10 protein-coding genes, 1 tRNA gene and 1 pseudogene are annotated in these 14,760 nt (G+C 65.8%); 3 read left to right on the top strand and 9 right to left on the bottom strand.

Translation table 11 applies throughout. The features are described 5' to 3' along the window. Positions 1–6 precede the first annotated feature (6 nt). Positions 7–4,581 carry a translocation/assembly module TamB domain-containing protein gene (locus AACH87_RS05560; protein ID WP_338797764.1) on the top strand — a complete coding sequence of 1,525 codons (4,575 nt, stop codon included), beginning with the start codon at positions 7–9 and terminating at the stop codon, positions 4,579–4,581. 380 nt (positions 4,582–4,961) lie between these two features. Here the strand turns inward: AACH87_RS05560 and AACH87_RS05555 are convergent, their stop codons facing one another. Together AACH87_RS05555 and AACH87_RS05550 are read right to left on the bottom strand one after the other, a co-directional pair. Continuing rightward, positions 4,962–5,483: an HNH endonuclease signature motif containing protein gene (locus AACH87_RS05555; RefSeq protein WP_338797763.1), complete on the bottom strand. Its 522-nt coding sequence runs from the start codon at positions 5,481–5,483 to the stop codon at positions 4,962–4,964. A gap of 337 nt (positions 5,484–5,820) precedes the next feature. Beyond that, positions 5,821–6,255, bottom strand: a complete 435-nt coding sequence (locus tag AACH87_RS05550) for a hypothetical protein (RefSeq protein ID WP_338797762.1) — start codon at positions 6,253–6,255, stop codon at positions 5,821–5,823. Between the two features lie 266 nt (positions 6,256–6,521). Here AACH87_RS05550 and AACH87_RS05545 point away from each other — a divergent pair. Further along, positions 6,522–6,596, top strand: a tRNA-Arg gene (locus AACH87_RS05545). A 95-nt stretch (positions 6,597–6,691) separates the two neighbouring features. Here AACH87_RS05545 and AACH87_RS05540 read toward each other — a convergent pair. Together AACH87_RS05540 and AACH87_RS05535 are read right to left on the bottom strand one after the other, a co-directional pair. Next, complete coding sequence (locus AACH87_RS05540; RefSeq protein WP_338797761.1) at positions 6,692–6,907, bottom strand: hypothetical protein; 216 nt, start codon at positions 6,905–6,907, stop codon at positions 6,692–6,694. Between the two features lie 171 nt (positions 6,908–7,078). Continuing rightward, the gene (locus tag AACH87_RS05535; RefSeq protein WP_338797760.1) at positions 7,079–7,966 is read right to left on the bottom strand and encodes an EamA family transporter; all 888 of its coding nucleotides are present in this window, start codon (positions 7,964–7,966) and stop codon (positions 7,079–7,081) included. Between the two features lie 107 nt (positions 7,967–8,073). Between AACH87_RS05535 and AACH87_RS05530 the strand changes: the two genes are divergently transcribed. After that, a complete protein-coding gene (locus AACH87_RS05530) occupies positions 8,074–8,568 on the top strand; it encodes an Lrp/AsnC family transcriptional regulator (RefSeq protein WP_338797758.1) in 495 nt (164 codons plus the stop codon). 48 nt (positions 8,569–8,616) lie between these two features. Here the strand turns inward: AACH87_RS05530 and AACH87_RS05525 are convergent, their stop codons facing one another. The 5 genes and pseudogenes from AACH87_RS05525 to AACH87_RS05505 form a co-directional block, all read right to left on the bottom strand. Further along, entirely contained in the window at positions 8,617–9,624 is a 1,008-nt protein-coding gene (locus tag AACH87_RS05525) for a 2-dehydropantoate 2-reductase (RefSeq protein ID WP_338797757.1), read from the bottom strand. Positions 9,625–9,899: 275 nt separating this feature from the next. Further along, positions 9,900–11,276 carry an ATP-binding protein gene (locus tag AACH87_RS05520; protein WP_338797756.1) on the bottom strand — a complete coding sequence of 459 codons (1,377 nt, stop codon included), beginning with the start codon at positions 11,274–11,276 and terminating at the stop codon, positions 9,900–9,902. Next, positions 11,276–11,935, bottom strand: a complete 660-nt coding sequence (locus AACH87_RS05515) for a response regulator transcription factor (protein WP_338797755.1) — start codon at positions 11,933–11,935, stop codon at positions 11,276–11,278. Before AACH87_RS05515 ends, AACH87_RS05520 begins: the two co-directional genes overlap by 1 nt. A 175-nt stretch (positions 11,936–12,110) precedes the next feature. Further along, positions 12,111–13,637 carry a DegQ family serine endoprotease gene (locus AACH87_RS05510; protein ID WP_338797754.1) on the bottom strand — a complete coding sequence of 509 codons (1,527 nt, stop codon included), beginning with the start codon at positions 13,635–13,637 and terminating at the stop codon, positions 12,111–12,113. Between the two features lie 92 nt (positions 13,638–13,729). Further along, a pseudogene (locus AACH87_RS05505) lies at positions 13,730–14,365 on the bottom strand (FtsX-like permease family protein); the annotation flags it as partial. Between the last annotated feature and the right edge of the window lie 395 nt (positions 14,366–14,760).

Raw genomic sequence — 14,760 nt, 5'->3', positions numbered from 1 at the left:
CGTCTGATGTCGCTTCCCCAAGACCCCCACACGGGGCCAGAACCTGTTGCCCCCGGTGTGGAGCCCGGCCCCCTGCGCAAGGCTCCTCACGCCGCTGCATCGGCGCAGACACCGTGGCCCGATGACCTGCGACCGCCCCCACCGTCACCACAGCCACGCCGCCGTGGCGCCGCACGGCTGCTGCAATGGCTTGCAGGCTGTGTGCTTGCGCTGGTGCTGGTGGCCGGGCTGGTGTGGTGGTGGGCGAGCCAGTCCACATCGCTGGCGACGGCGCTGGAGCGCGCTGCGCAATGGCTGCCCGCAGGGCAGACCCTGCAAAGCCGCGATGTGAGCGGATCGCTGCGCAGCGGCGGACAGATTGGCTGGCTGCGCTGGAGCAGCCCCAACCTGACCGTGGAAGTGACCGACGCCCGCCTGGGCTGGCAACTGCCCGCCCTGCTGCAACGCAGGCTGGAGCTGAGTGAGGTGAGTGCCGCCCGCGTGCAGATCATTCCCGCAGAACCGCCGGAAGACGCGCCCAAACCACCTACCGAGCCCCTGCAGCAGTTGCTGCTGCCCCTGGCCATCGACCTGCCCTTGCGGGTGGACACGCTGCAATGGGGTGCAGATGCTGCGGCCCCCACCGTGCAGATCAACGGCCTTGCGGGCCATTACCGGTTTGACGGGCAGAACCACCAGTTGCAGATAGAGCAACTGGTGCTGGCGCGGGGCCAGTACACGGCGCAAGCCACGCTGCAGGGTGCAGCACCCATGGCGCTGCAGGCGCGCGTGGATGGCACCGTCACCACCGCCTTGCCCGGCCGCACTGAAGCCTTGACGGCCCAGGCCCATGCCAGCGTACAGGGCACGCTGGCCAGCGCCGCAGCACGCCTGCAACTGCAGGCGGATTTGCTGCCTGATGACGGTATCGCCACGGCCCCGGCGAACTCCACCGGCAAAGCGCCTGGCAAGTCGCCCAATCCGCAAGCTGCGATGCGCGCTACCGTGCAGGCCACCGTGTTGCCCTGGGCACCACAACCCCTGCAACAGGCCAGCGCCACACTGCAGGCCCTGAACCTTGCAGCGCTGTGGCCCCAAGCGCCCGTCACACAGCTGCATGGCACGCTCAATGTGGGCGTGGCACCTGACGAGGCGGGCCAGCCCACCCGCTGGCGGCTGGGTGTGGATGTGGCCAATCTGCAAAGCGGCCCCTGGGATGTGCAGCGTCTGCCCCTGTCGCAGTTGAGCGCCCAGGCCACGTATGACGGGGCGCGCTGGTCCGTGCCATCCGCGACAGCCACCGTGGGCAAGGATTCGGGCACCGGGGCTGCAGCGGGCTCCATCACCCTGCAAGGTCAGTTCACCCCGGCAACCCAGGTGTTTGAAGGGCAGGCGGCATTGCGCAACCTGTCGCCCGACGCGCTGCATTCCGCGCTGGCAGCCGCGCCCCTTTCTGGCACTGTGCAGGCGCGGGTGGTATCCGACACCACTCAGGCCGTGCGCTTTACGGCAGACATCCGCGCGGCACGCCCCGCCCCCTCCGCCAAATCTGGGGCACTGCGCGTGGATGCGTTCACCACCCAGGGCCAATGGAGCCCGCACGAGAGTGGCGGCACCGCACACATTGACAGCCTGACGCTGGACGCACTGCAGGCCCACGCACAGGCGACGGATCTGCGCATCAGCCTGGGGGAAGCGAAGGCCGACGTGGCTTCCCCACCCCAGCGTGCCGTGGCAGCACAGGGTTTGCTGAACCTGCGCATTCCCGGCAGTGACTTGCGCCTGCAAGGCAATATCGCCCCCCGCACAGGCAAGGGCGAAGCGGCGGTGCGCGTGGGCGATGCGGACCAGAGCCTGCGCTGGCTGGCCGCCCTTCCCTGGCTGGGCAAGGCCCTGCAGCCTGCGCTGCAGGGCATCACGGCCAAGGGCCAGGCGCAGCTGCAAGCGCAGTGGACGGGTGGCTGGCACAGTCTGCAGCAGCAATGGGCCGCCGCCCAAAATGCAGCGCCTGGCACCCCGACAGGTGCAGGCAGCAACGCAGGGCCGTTTTCTGTGCAGGCCACGCTGACCAGCCCCCAGCTCGACACCCAGTTACCCGCAGGCGAAAGCAGCAACACGGCCACCCACATTCAGTGGCGTGGCATCAAGGCCGAACTGCAAGGCCAGATCAACCAGGCCAGCCTGACGCTGGAGGGTGAGGCACGCAGCGGCACGCAGCGCTTGAGCGTGCAGACCCGCGTTACGGGAGGAGCAGGGGGTGCAGGCAGCACAGGGGCTGCAGCAGGCCCCGGCCACTGGCAGACGCAATGGCAAACCCTGCGCGCCCAGTGGCAAGACACCCGCCGCCCTGGCGCATGGACAGCACAGCTCACATCGCCCCTCACAGTGTCGGTGCGCATGCAGCCCCCTGCCCAAGCCACCAATGGCAAGCGTGACACCCGCAGTCATCGAGACAACCCGGCCAACCCACCCGCCCAGCCATCCCGCATGGAGATTCAGGCCTCCGCAGGCCAGGCGCAGGTGACCGGCCCGCAACCCGGCACGGTGCAACTGCGCTGGCAGCCGCTGCATCTGGCCACCGGTGGCGGCACCGCGCCGCGCCTGCAAACGCAGGGCACGCTGCAAGGCCTGCCCCTCGCCTGGGTGGATGCCCTGGGCACCGTGGCCGAACCCGTGCCCGTGGCTACGCCCGCAGCGGCGCCGCTGCCCGGCGCAGCCCCCTCGCCCACTGCGCCTATGCTGGCACCGCAACCCCTGCTGGCACGCCTGGGCTTGTCTACCGACCTGCTGCTGGACGGTGAATGGAACGTGGACACCATGAACACCCCCGACACCCCGCGCGCCACGGCCAGCCTGCGCCGCACGCAGGGCGATCTGCGCATCCTGGGTGGCGAATCCCCTGCGGGGGCCATCAGCGTCAGCAGTGGGCAAGGCCTGGGCGCGGGCAGCGTCACGGCCATGGCTACCCCTGCTGCAGGGGGCACCGCAGCAGGGGTGCGTCAGGCCGAGCTGTCTGTGCAACTGCAAGGGGATGCCCTCAGCGCCCGCCTGCAATGGGCCAGCGCACGCGCGGGGGAGATCGATGCCAGTGCCTCCACCCGCATTCAGTGGGGTGCGCAGGATGCCAACAGCGCCCTGTGGGCCGCTGATGCGCCACTGGCGGGCACCGTGCGTGCGCGCCTTCCCGATGTGGGGGTCTGGTCTGCCCTGGCTCCCCCCGGCTGGCGCGTGCGTGGCACGTTGGATGCCAATGCCACCTTGTCCGGCACACACAATGCGCCCCGCTGGGTAGGCACCCTGGCGGCAGACGACCTGGCCGTGCGCTCGCTGATCGACGGGGTGGACCTGCAAGGCGGTCGGCTGCGCGCCACCCTGCGGGGCAATCAGGTGGAACTGACCGAGTTCCAGCTGCAGGGCGGGCGTGGCAGCAAGGCCCGCATTACGGGCCAGAGTGGCAACCGCACCCCTGCCCCGGAGGAGCGAGGCACCCTGTCGGCCACAGGCCGCCTCGGCTGGAGCGATGCCGACACCGCCACGGGCGCGCCGCCCCGCATCACCCTCAACCTGCAGGCACAGGCCAAGGCGCTGCAGGTGCTGGTGCGGGCAGACCGGCAGGTCAGCGTGTCAGGCACATTGCAGGCGCGGCTGGAGCAAGGCCAGTTCAGCCTGACAGGTCAGCTGACCACAGACCGCGCCACCATCATCCTGCCCGACGAATCTGCGCCCAGCCTGGGCTCTGACGTGGTGGTGCGCTCTGCCGCCCGCGACAGGCAGGCCCAGGCCAGCGCACAGGCGGCGGGCCGCGCCCAGCAAAAGGCCGAGCAGGAAGCAGCCCGCTCTGAGCCAGCAGGCGTCTCAGGGAGCCCCCAGATGGTGCCCGCCAAGCCCCCGGTGATGGCTGTCACGTTGAACCTGGGCCGCGACTTTGCGCTGCAGGGCCGAGGCATCACCACCCGGCTGACCGGCGAGGTGGAACTGCGCAGCAGCCCCACACCCGGTGCCCCGCCCCGCGTGACGGGCGAGGTGCGCACCGAAGAAGGCCGCTACCGCGCCTGGGGCCAGGTGCTGGACGTGGAAACCGGCCTGATCCGCTTCAACGGCCCCTACAACAATCCCTCGCTCGACATCCTGGCCCTGCGGCCCAACATCAGCGTGCGCGCGGGCGTGCAGGTCACCGGCTCGGCCCTGGCCCCCCGCGTGCGCCTGTACTCCGACCCCGAACTGCCCGACGCAGAAAAACTCGCCTGGGTGGTGCTGGGCCGCGACGCCACTGCAGGCGGCGCCGAGGCCGCCGTGCTGCAACAGGCCGCACTGGCCCTGCTGGGTAACCGCGGCCAGTCGGTCACCGCCAATCTGGCCAACCGCGTGGGCCTGGATGAAATCGGCTTCAAGGGCGCAGCTGCGGGCGAAGATGCGAGCAGCGCCGCGCTCACCTTCGGCAAGCGCATCTCCAAAGACCTGTACGTGACCTACGAGCGCACCCTTTCGGGCACCATGGGGGCGCTGTACATCTTCTACGACCTGTCACGCCGCCTGACCCTGCGCGGCCAGGCCGGCAGCAACAGTGCGCTGGACCTCATCTACACCATGAAGTACGACTGAATCAGACTTCAGAGCGGCTGACACCCCCCAGCGAAACGGCCCTTGCCAAGCGTTCCGTCGCAGACAGTACAGCAGTACGACAAGACGGAACAACGAAGCCAGGGGGCGTTGTGTCAGCCGCTCGCAGAGAACCAGGGCGCGCAGCCTCTACAATCGCGCCCTGTCTCCTCGTAGTTCACAGGGAATCTATCGAGGAGTTTTTTAATTCCGTATCACTTTTGTATCTACGTACGATCAATGGAGCGTCAGCATAGATACGATTAGCGGCAGTCCTGCCCATGGATACCCGCCGCATCGGGCAGCAACGGCCACGAGCAGTCGGTAGTGGCCGGTGAAAGCGGACGCTCAACGTCGGCTGCTGCTTAGTGTTGGGCGCGCAACTAAGCAATGTCAGCCCCGCTGGCAAACCGCTTGATGAACTCAACTCCCGCATCTGTTACCCAGTAGGTAAAAGTCATGGGGAAGCTCTTCGAGTAACCACTGTCACCCTTGATGTCGAAGCTCATACCCTGAACGTGCTTGTCCTCAAAGAAACCATCTTTGACGGCATTTGCGACGAGTAGATCGCCCGCGGCTCCCAGTACGAAGACGCGCTCCCCCGACTTTGCAAGCAGTTCGAAGAGCCTTCGCTCGAACTCGCCGTATCGGTTGTTCAAGATGCCTAGGTTATGTTTGTACATCTTTACTGCCAGCCGATCGATCTCTTTTTTCTGGTCGAAGCGGGTGTGACAGTTCGGACAAAGAGCAATTAAATTCTCAAAAGAATTGTCTTGTGTGTCAGCCCAAGGAACGATGTGCGCGATTTCAGTGGTAGTCGCACGGCATGTCGGAATTGCACAGCGGTGCCCCGCTTCCACGAGAACGGCGCGCTTTACATCGGCTGGAATTGTGTCTCGGCTCATTTAACTCTCCGATCTAGCGCCCAACGTAACTTAGACCGCAAAACCTGCGGGATAAACTGGACCGTGCGGGATATTCTGGACACGAATTTCTCCTGTAGGCGGCTTGCTGCATGGCTTGGCAAGGGATGGCCTGTTTAGACGTCCAGGTATAAAAATTCCGCAAAACCCGGTGCGCGTCAGCTCGACAAACTATAGCTTGCCGTAGGCAGACACCGGGATTTCCAACAGTAGCGTGCAGCAAGTCAAAGGCAGCTTCTGGGTGACGCTTCTGAACGACGGCTCCGGGCCCAAAGCAGTCTCTAACCCAGCTTCAAAGCAGCCTTCGCTAGCCCGTTACTTAAACAGCATTCCGCAGATAGTTATCGAAGACAAGTCGAATAAATCTTCCGGTACGCCTGTCTAGCGAAGCTGTGACAAGCGTCAGCGGGCAACATTGAGTTTTCTGCCCAGCCATCCCGACTAGCTGAGGCAGGGCGTAGAAGACGTTATTTTTATCCGAATAGTCAATGACCCACTTGCCTCCTAGCCGCCGCCGGAATACCTCGCCGACGTGTCGGGCCATGCCGTCGACAATTGCGGCCTCGCTTTGCTCCAGGGCTTGCCCCACAGTCGAATACTTTGCAAGGCCAAAAGACTCGACGACTCCCAAAGATTCCGGTGAATAGTCGAGCTGTCCCTGCAGTTCACTTGGCAGTAGTCGCTGAAAGCGCTCGATGGCCTCGTCCATGTCCATAAGCCATATCTGGAATTGGTTGCTTTCTTCTTCAGTCATTGCTGTCGTTTCCTCCTCGCAGCAAACATTGGCAAAAATCGGCTACTTCCGAACGTCTGCTTTTGGCCGAAGACGGGCACTCAGAACAGCTTCCATATATCGGAACAGGGTAACGAGCGTACGAGCCAGTTCGGCGCCTATGGCTCAAGATCTGCGTGCTTCCCATTGATACAATGGGAAGCGCGTATCACCGAACGCTCAATTTGAAGCCAATTCAATGACAAAATCAATTGCAAGTCATTGATTTTAAAAGGCTTTTTTAGACCCTCTTCGTAGTTCAATGGATAGAACGAGTGCCTCCTAAGCGCTAGATACAGGTTCGATTCCTGTCGAGGGGACCACTTCCCGAGGTGAAAACAGCGCTCCAACGCTTATCCAACAAGCGCAGGCAGCTATACAAAATATAGCAACCGCTTCTTTACCCCACATGGACCGGTCATCGCAGCCACTTGCGGCGTGGCTTGGGGGTCACGGTGATTTCTACGGATTGCTTCACCGCAGGGCGTCCGCTGGCTGGGTCGGTATCCACCACGTCTTCCAGGGCGATGCGCTGCACCTCAGTGTCTGTGGACGCCTCCAGTTCTTCCAGAATGCCACTGATCTTGCGCTCAGCCTCATCAACCTGGGGCTGGGATGGAGGGGGAATGGGCATGGCTGGGCTCCTGTTTCTGGGCCGTGGCCTGCTGCACTGCGGCCACCGTGCCGTCGTCGGCAAATCTGCATTCTGTAGAGCCTGGGGTGCAGCGCACGTCAGCGCGCACCGACATTGGTCGTGCTACGCCGACTGACCGCCCCCGCGAACTTGGCACCGGTTCAAAATGCATCACGCCGCAGAAGGTGCCGCCGCTGCCGGGGCCGGCCGCCCCGCTGTTGCAGCGCTGCCCATGGATGCCCCCACGATGCAGGTGATGGCCAGCCATTGCACTGCTGTGAGGTGCTCCCCCAGCAGAGGCACGGCCAGCAGCGCGGCCACGGCGGGCTCCATGCTGATCATGATGCCGAAGGCCTCTTTGGGCAGGCGCTTCAAAGCCATCATCTCCAGGGTGATGGGCAAGGCGCTGGAGATGGCGGCCACGGCCACGCCCACCAGCAGCACAGAAGGAGCCAGCAGCGCCGCACCGGAATGCGCCACGCCCACGGGCACCACCACCATGGCAGCCACCAGTAAGCCCAGAGCCACCGACTGCCCGGCATGCAGATGCCCCACGCGCTTGCCATAAATGATGTAAAGCGCCCAGAAGACGGCCGCCCCCACGGAGTAGAGAATGCCCACGGGGTCCAGCGGTGTACCGCCCAAGCCAAGCGGCAAGAGCAGACCCAGCCCCGCAATGGCCAGCGCCACCCACACAAAGTCCACCGCCCGGCGCGAGGACCAGATAGCCACGGCCAGCGGCCCGGCGAATTCGATGGCCACAGCCAGACCAAACGGCAGGGTGCGCAGCGACATGTAGAACATGAGGTTCATGGCCCCCAGCGCTACGCCGTACAGGGCCAGGGCCTTGGCATCCGTCCCCGACAGACGCCAGCGCCAGGGGCGCCACAGCAACAGCATCAGCAAGGCAGACAATCCCACCCGCACGGCGGTGGTGCCTTGGGCCCCCACCACCGGAAACAGCGCCTGCTTGGCCCACGATGTACCAATGCCCAGAGCCGTGACGGAACCCAGAACAGCGAGGAAGGGAATGAAACGTTGAAGACGGGATGCACTCATGCGCAAAAATGTAGTGCGTCCACCCCGTACTTTTTGCTCTGTTTCAGGGCGCTTGACGCAACTTTCGCTCACGCATGCCCCCACTGCCTGCCATTCACAGGAAGCCCATGACCACCCCAGCCGCCCCGCTTGACCGCTTTGACCTGGCCATTCTGGACATCCTGCAGGCCGACAACACCACGCCCCAGCGTGTGATTGCCCAGGCGGTCAACCTGTCAGCCCCTGCCGTGCAGCGGCGCATTCAACGCCTGAGGGAAAGCGGGGTGATCCGCGCCAATGTGGCGGTGCTGGACCCGGTCAAGATGGGCATCCCGCTGACCATCGTGCTGGAGGTGCATCTGGAAAACGAACGCCCCGACCGCACGGCCCCGCTGCGGGCGCGTATCGCCGCTGAGGAAGCCGTGCAGCAGTGCTACAGCGTGACGGGCGAGGCGGACTACCTGCTGGTGGTGAACGTGGCTTCCATGGCCGACTACGAGGCGCTGACGCAGCGGCTGTTTGACGGGGATGACAATGTACGCAGGTTCCGCACCTCGGTGGCGCTGGGCTGCCTCAAGTCGGGCTTGCGGGTCCCTCTAGCCGGGCTCAGGCCGCTGGCCTGAGGGGCCGGATGGCCCGCCCCACCTACCGCAGCGTCGTGAACGCAGTGTTCAGAGGTTCAAGAGTTGACGCAGTGCTGCCCCGCTGAGACGCTGGCGCGGCCCCGAGAGCAATTCACACATGCGCGCATTCAGCGGCGCGGCCACGCCCTGCTGTGCTGCCAATCGCACCACGGCGCCGCAAAGCGCATCGATCTCTGTCACGCGCCCGGCTTCCAGGTCGTCCCACATGGACGAGCGCGCCTGCGCATCCATGCGCAGCATGCGCTGGGCCAACCGGGCAAACAGCCAGGTGGGCAGACGCATGACATGGGGCAGCCACGCTGCGGGTACCGTGGCCACCTGGGCCGGGCGGATGCCCGCCTTGCTCAGGGCGCGCAGCGCCTCGGTCTGCAGCGCGGCCAAGACGTAGCGGCAGTCCCGGTCCAGCAACTGCTGGCGCAGGGGCATGCCGCACAGGGCATTGACCGGGTTGTTCAGGTTGAGCAGCAACTTGCCCCACTGCACTGCACGCATGTCGTGCGACAGCACCAAAGGCAGGCCCGATGCGCCCCATACCGGGGCAAGATGCAGCGTGGTCGGATGGTGCTGCAGGTGCAGCAGGCCCGAGGTGGCCCGGTGCACATGCGTGCCGCGCAGCACCACGTTGTAGGGCACCATGCCCGCCAGCACCTGCAGTTGCGGGGCAGCCGCCTGCAGCTGCGCCACGTTGTCCACCCCGTTCTGCAGAGAAATCACGGTGGTGCCTGGGGGGCACTGTGCTGCCAAATCGTGCGCCGCAGCCGCCGTGGCACCGCTTTTGACGCACAGCAGCACCGTGCAGTCACCGCCCGCCTTGTGTGCCAGCTCCAGTGCCTCGGCCAGCGTGGCGCACAGATACAGGGCCGTGGGCGGAACGGTGTGGTCGTAGCCTTCCAGATCCGTCACACGCAAACCCTGCGCAGCAATGGGCCCGAGGGTGTGACAACGCCCCACCAGCGTCACCGCGTGCCCCTGGGCAGCCAACCGCCCACCCACATAGCAGCCAATGGCGCCTGCGCCGAAAACGATGTAGTGCATGGTGAAGGACTCCCGTCCAGATCAACAGGTTGGCAGAACCTGTTCAAAGAGATATTGGCTGGGGATGCAAGCATCGCGCCCGGCAAAAGAGTTGCCTGGGCTTTTGGGATTACTCGCACCACTGCCTGAAGAAGTGCCATTGTGAGGGCAGCGGCAAGGGCCGTCTGGCAGACAGGCGACTTTCGCGCTCAACGCCCTGAGACGAGCCCTGCAACGCGCCCTAAATTCGATGGAAAAACGCTTCTAGCGCTTATCCAATCAGCGCAATCAGCTATTTAATTGATAGCAAATTGCACCACCACCTGCAAGCCCCCCAGCCTGGCGGACTGTCCCAGCTGCACCGTGGCCTGGTGCGACTGGGCAATGGCCTGAACAATGGCCAGACCGAGACCGCTGCCCTGCACTGCACAGGCGCCACCTTCTGCACCAGCGTGTGCACCACCATCGGTCGCGCGCACAAACCGCTGCATGGCACGCTCGCGGTGCTCTGGGGCGATGCCGGGGCCGCTGTCCTCCACCGTGAGGGTGGCGTGGCCCTGCTGTACCGTCACCTGCACATCCACCTGCCCGCCCTGCGGGGTGTATTTGATGGCGTTGTCGAGCAGGTTGCGCACCAGCATGCGCAGCGCTTCGGCGTTGCCAGGCACGGTGGCGGCCTGCGATTCCAGAAGCCCCACGTCCATGTTCCGCGCCTGGGCTGCGGGGGCCACGTCGGCCAGCGCGAGCTGGGCCACAGCGCGCAGCTCCACCGGCTCGGCAGGAGCGGCACTGGCCTCCTGCCGGGCCAGCGTCAGCAGCTGCTCCACCAGGCGCGTGGCCCGGTCGATGCCTGCGGACAGGCGCTCAATGGCGGCGGCGCGCCCGGCTTCGTCACCCGCGCGCTGCAAGCCCTGCAGCTGCAGGCGCAGCGCGGCCAAGGGGGAGCGCAGTTCGTGCGCGGCATCGGCCACAAAGTGCTGCTGGGCCTCAAAGGCACGCTGCACGCGCTCAAACAGTAGGTTCAGCTCACCCACCAGGGGCTGCACCTCGTCAGGCAGCTGGGCGTCGTTCACGGGCGAGAGGTCATCCGCCTGGCGGCTTGCCAGCTGGCGGCGCACGCGCTCCACGGGGGCGAGAGAGCGGCTCACGCCCCACCACACGGCCAGCACCAGCAGCGGGGCCATCAGCGTCAGTGGTGCCAGCGTGCGCAGCGCCAGGCTGCGGGCCATGTCGCGCCGCGCTGCCATGTTCTGCGCCACCTGGATGACCTGTGAGCGCGTCTGCATCGAGAACACACGGTAGGTGCCGCCGCGCGCCTGCACATTGGTAAACCCCAGCACCGCAATCTGCGGCAGCGCGGCCCCTACGGCCGATTCAAAAATGCGCAGACCTTCGTTGGTCCACACCTGCACGATGAATTCGTGGTTTTCATCTTCCGGCTCCAGGCCGGGGCCCAGGCCTTGGGCGTCCACCGGCAGGCCAGATCGCAACGCCAGCGCGGTTTGCTGCATGTGGTAGTCAAACAGCGCATCGGCCTCGGCCAGCGCCGCCCGATAAGCCAGCGCCCCCTGTACCGCCCCTGCCAGCACGATGGCGGCGAGCAGGAACACCAGCAACTGCATGCGCAGGGAACGCGGTAGCAAGCCCCGCAAAGCGTTGAAGAGCTTGCCCATCACATCTTCGGCACCAGATAGCCGACGCCGCGCACGTTGAGGACCAGTTCGGCCCCCAGCTTCTTGCGCAGGCCGTGGATATAGACCTCCACCGCGTTGCTGCTCACCTCGTCACCCCAGCCGTAGAGCTTGTCTTCGAGCTGCTGGCGCGACAGCACCATGCCGGGGCGGGCGATGAGCGGCTCCAGCACCGCCCATTCACGCCCCGACAGCACCACCGGCGTGCCGCGCACCGTCACCTCGCGTGTGGCGGGGTTGATGCACACGCCCTGGTGCTCATACACGGGCTCGGCACGGCCCGCAGCGCGGCGCAGCAGGGCGCGGATGCGGGCCAGCAGCTCGTCCAGGTCGTAGGGTTTGAGCACGTAGTCGTCCGCCCCGGCGTCCAGCCCTTCGATGCGCTGGGCCACGGCGTCGCGGGCTGTGGCCACCAGCACGGGGGTGCGGTCTTTGCGGGTGCGCAGGTCGCGCAGCACCGCCAGGCCATCACGTTTGGGCAGGCCCAGGTCGAGCAGGACGAGGTCGTAGGGCTGCGTGCGCAATGCAGCGTCTGCCGCATCGCCATCGCGGGCCCAGTCCACCGCATAGTGCTCGGCGCGCAGCAGGTCCTGCACGGCTTCGCCTATCATGGGGTCGTCTTCAACAAGCAGCAATCGCATGGTGGGCAAGCATAGCGAACGGTGGAGGTGAATGGTCTGTGCCCTGGCTTCGACAAGCTCAGCCCGAACGGATCAGGGTCGCGAACGATCGGGGGCGCGAAAGGTCAGGCCAAGGGCTTTCGCCCCAGCCTGTCTGCTGCATGTCCGCTGCATGTCTACTGGCTGTCGTGGCAGGTCAGCCCAGCCGCACCGGCACAAAGATCTTGTTGCCGTCGCGCTCAATCAGCAGCGCCACCGACTTGCCCGCCTTGGCCACGGCGCTACGCACCTGGTCAATGTCACGCGCGGGCTGGCCGTTGACGGACAGCAGCACATCGCCCGGTTGCACCCCGGCGGCAGCGGCAGGGCCACGGGCCTGCTCAATCACCAGCCCTTCGGCCACACCGGCCTGGCGGCGTTCCGCGGGCTCCAGCGGGCGCAGGTATAGCCCCAGCTGGCCCTTGGCCACGGCTTCCTTGCTGCTGGCCACCTTCTTGCCCTTGTCGCCCGCATCGCCCAGCGTGGCGGTCAGCTCCAGCGGCTTGCCCTGGCGCCACACCGTCAGGCGGGCGCTTTGGCCGGGCAGGGCCTGCCCCACCCAGGCGGGCAGGTCGCCTGAGGCCACGATGGCCTGCCCATCCACCTGCCGAATCACGTCGCCCGCCTTGAGGCCCGCCTTGTCAGCAGGGCCGCCCGGCGTCACGCTGGCGACCAGTGCGCCCTCGGGCTTGTCGAGCTGGAAGGACTCGGCAAAGGCCTGGTTCACTTCCTGCACCGCCACGCCCAGCTGAGCATGGCGCGCCTGGCCGGTGGCCACAATCTGGTCCTTGATCTTGGCGGCCAGCTCGATGGGGATGGCGAACGACACACCCTGGTAGCCCCCCGAGCGGCTGTAGATCTGCGAGTTGATGCCCACCACCTCGCCGCGTGCGTTGAACAGCGGCCCGCCCGAGTTGCCGGGGTTGACCGCCACGTCGGTCTGGATGAAGGGCACCAGGCTGTCGTCAGGCAGCGATCGGCCCTTGGCGCTGACCACGCCTGCGGTCACGCTGTTCTCAAAGCCAAAGGGCGAGCCAATGGCCAGCACCCATTCGCCCACCTGCAGGTCGCGCGTGCTGCCCAGGCGTACGGTGGGCAGGTTCTTGGCGTCAATCTTGAGCACCGCCACATCGGTCTTGGCATCGGCACCCAGCACCTTGGCCCGGAACTCGCGCCGATCGGTGAGCTTGACGACGACCTCGCTGGCACCCTTGACCACATGGGCATTGGTCAACACCAGCCCGTCAGGGCTGACGATGAACCCCGAGCCCAGCCCGTGGGTGGGCACGCTGCGCTGGGCCTGCGCGCCTGCGCCCGGAAAGCCGAACTGGCGGAAGAATTCATAGAAGGGGTCGTCCGGGTCCAGCTGCGGGCCACGCTGCTGGCGGGCCGTGGGTTGTTCATCGTCGTCATCATCGTCTGCGGCTTGCCCTGCCTTGGTGGTGCCGGTGACGCTGATATTGACCACCGCTGCACCGTTTTGCGCCGTGATCTGGGCAAAGCTGGGCAGCGCCACAGTGCCTGCGGGCGAGGTGGCCTGCGCCACCAGGGGCGCAGCCTGCAGCCCCGATGCCTGAGCGCTGGCCTGCCGCCCCACCACCAGCCCGGCACCTGCGCCGCCCAATGCGCCTGCGGCCACCAGGGCCAGGATGAGTCTGCGGGGGGTTGCGAGAAGGGAGTTCATGGTCTGCCTTTCCTGTCGGGTTGCGATGGAAGGCAGTGTGGGGACGCAGACTTAGACGAAACTTAGAGTGGCTCCCCCCCCACACAGAGGCCTCATTCAGAAGCCAGGGCCACCACAGGATCGAGCTGCGCAGCGCGCCGCGCAGGCATGTAGCCAAACACAAGGCCTGTGCCCACCGCACACGCAAATGCGCCCGCCATGGCCGTCACGGAGAAGATGGCAGGCACGCCCGCCACCATGAGCGCAGCGCCCACCACCAGCCCGATGACCACGCCCGACGCGCCGCCCACCAGCGTCACAAGCACTGCCTCGGTCAAAAACTGCCGCAGGATGTCGCCCTGGCGCGCGCCCGTGGCCATGCGGATGCCGATTTCGCGGGTGCGTTCGCGCACCGTCATCAGCATCACGTTCATCACGCCAATGCCCCCCACCACGAGCGAGACGGCGGCAATCAGCCCCAGCATCAGCGTCATCGCGTTGCGCGTCTGCGCCTCGGCCTGCAGCTTGGCTGCGGGGTTGCCAATGGCGAAGTCCTCGCGCCCGTGGCGCTGCAGCAGCAAGGCGCGCATGGCCTGCTCGGCCGCCTGCACCTGGGCCACCGATGCTGCGGCCACCACGGTGTAGTCGGGCTGCGTCTGGGCGCGGTACACGCGGGCGCGGCCCGCCTGGTAGGGGATGAACACCATGTCGTCATAGTCCTGCGCGCATGAGCCGGCACCGCGCTCGGCGTGTTCGGAAAGAACTGCTCCTTGGCCTTGCCCCAGCACCACCAGCATCTGTGAGCTTGGCTTTGCTATCGCAAAGGCCGGGGGAATGCTTTTGGATCTCCAGTCATGTGAGGTGGAGTAATCGGAGACAGATCCCGATTGATGACGGCATTGGATGCGCTCAATCAGCGCCATGGCAAAGGCTCGGTGCATTGCAGCAGCGCGGGGACTGCATGCTAAGTCAATAGCTGGGGCATGAAGCAGGAGGGCGTGCACCGCAATACACGATTCGCTGGGAGGATGTGCCTATTGCGCGTGCGTGAGAGCTATTGGCCTTCAACCAGCAGTTTTTTCGGACAGAGGAAAAGAGCGTGGGTCAAAAGTCGTTGGATGCCTGGATCAGCTCAGAATCCGAA

This window comes from Acidovorax sp. DW039, assembly GCF_037101375.1.
In the GTDB taxonomy this organism is placed as follows: Bacteria; Pseudomonadota; Gammaproteobacteria; order Burkholderiales; family Burkholderiaceae_C; genus Acidovorax.
Note: the sequence above shows the minus strand (reverse complement) of the source record. Positions and strands in the feature narration are given on the sequence as shown.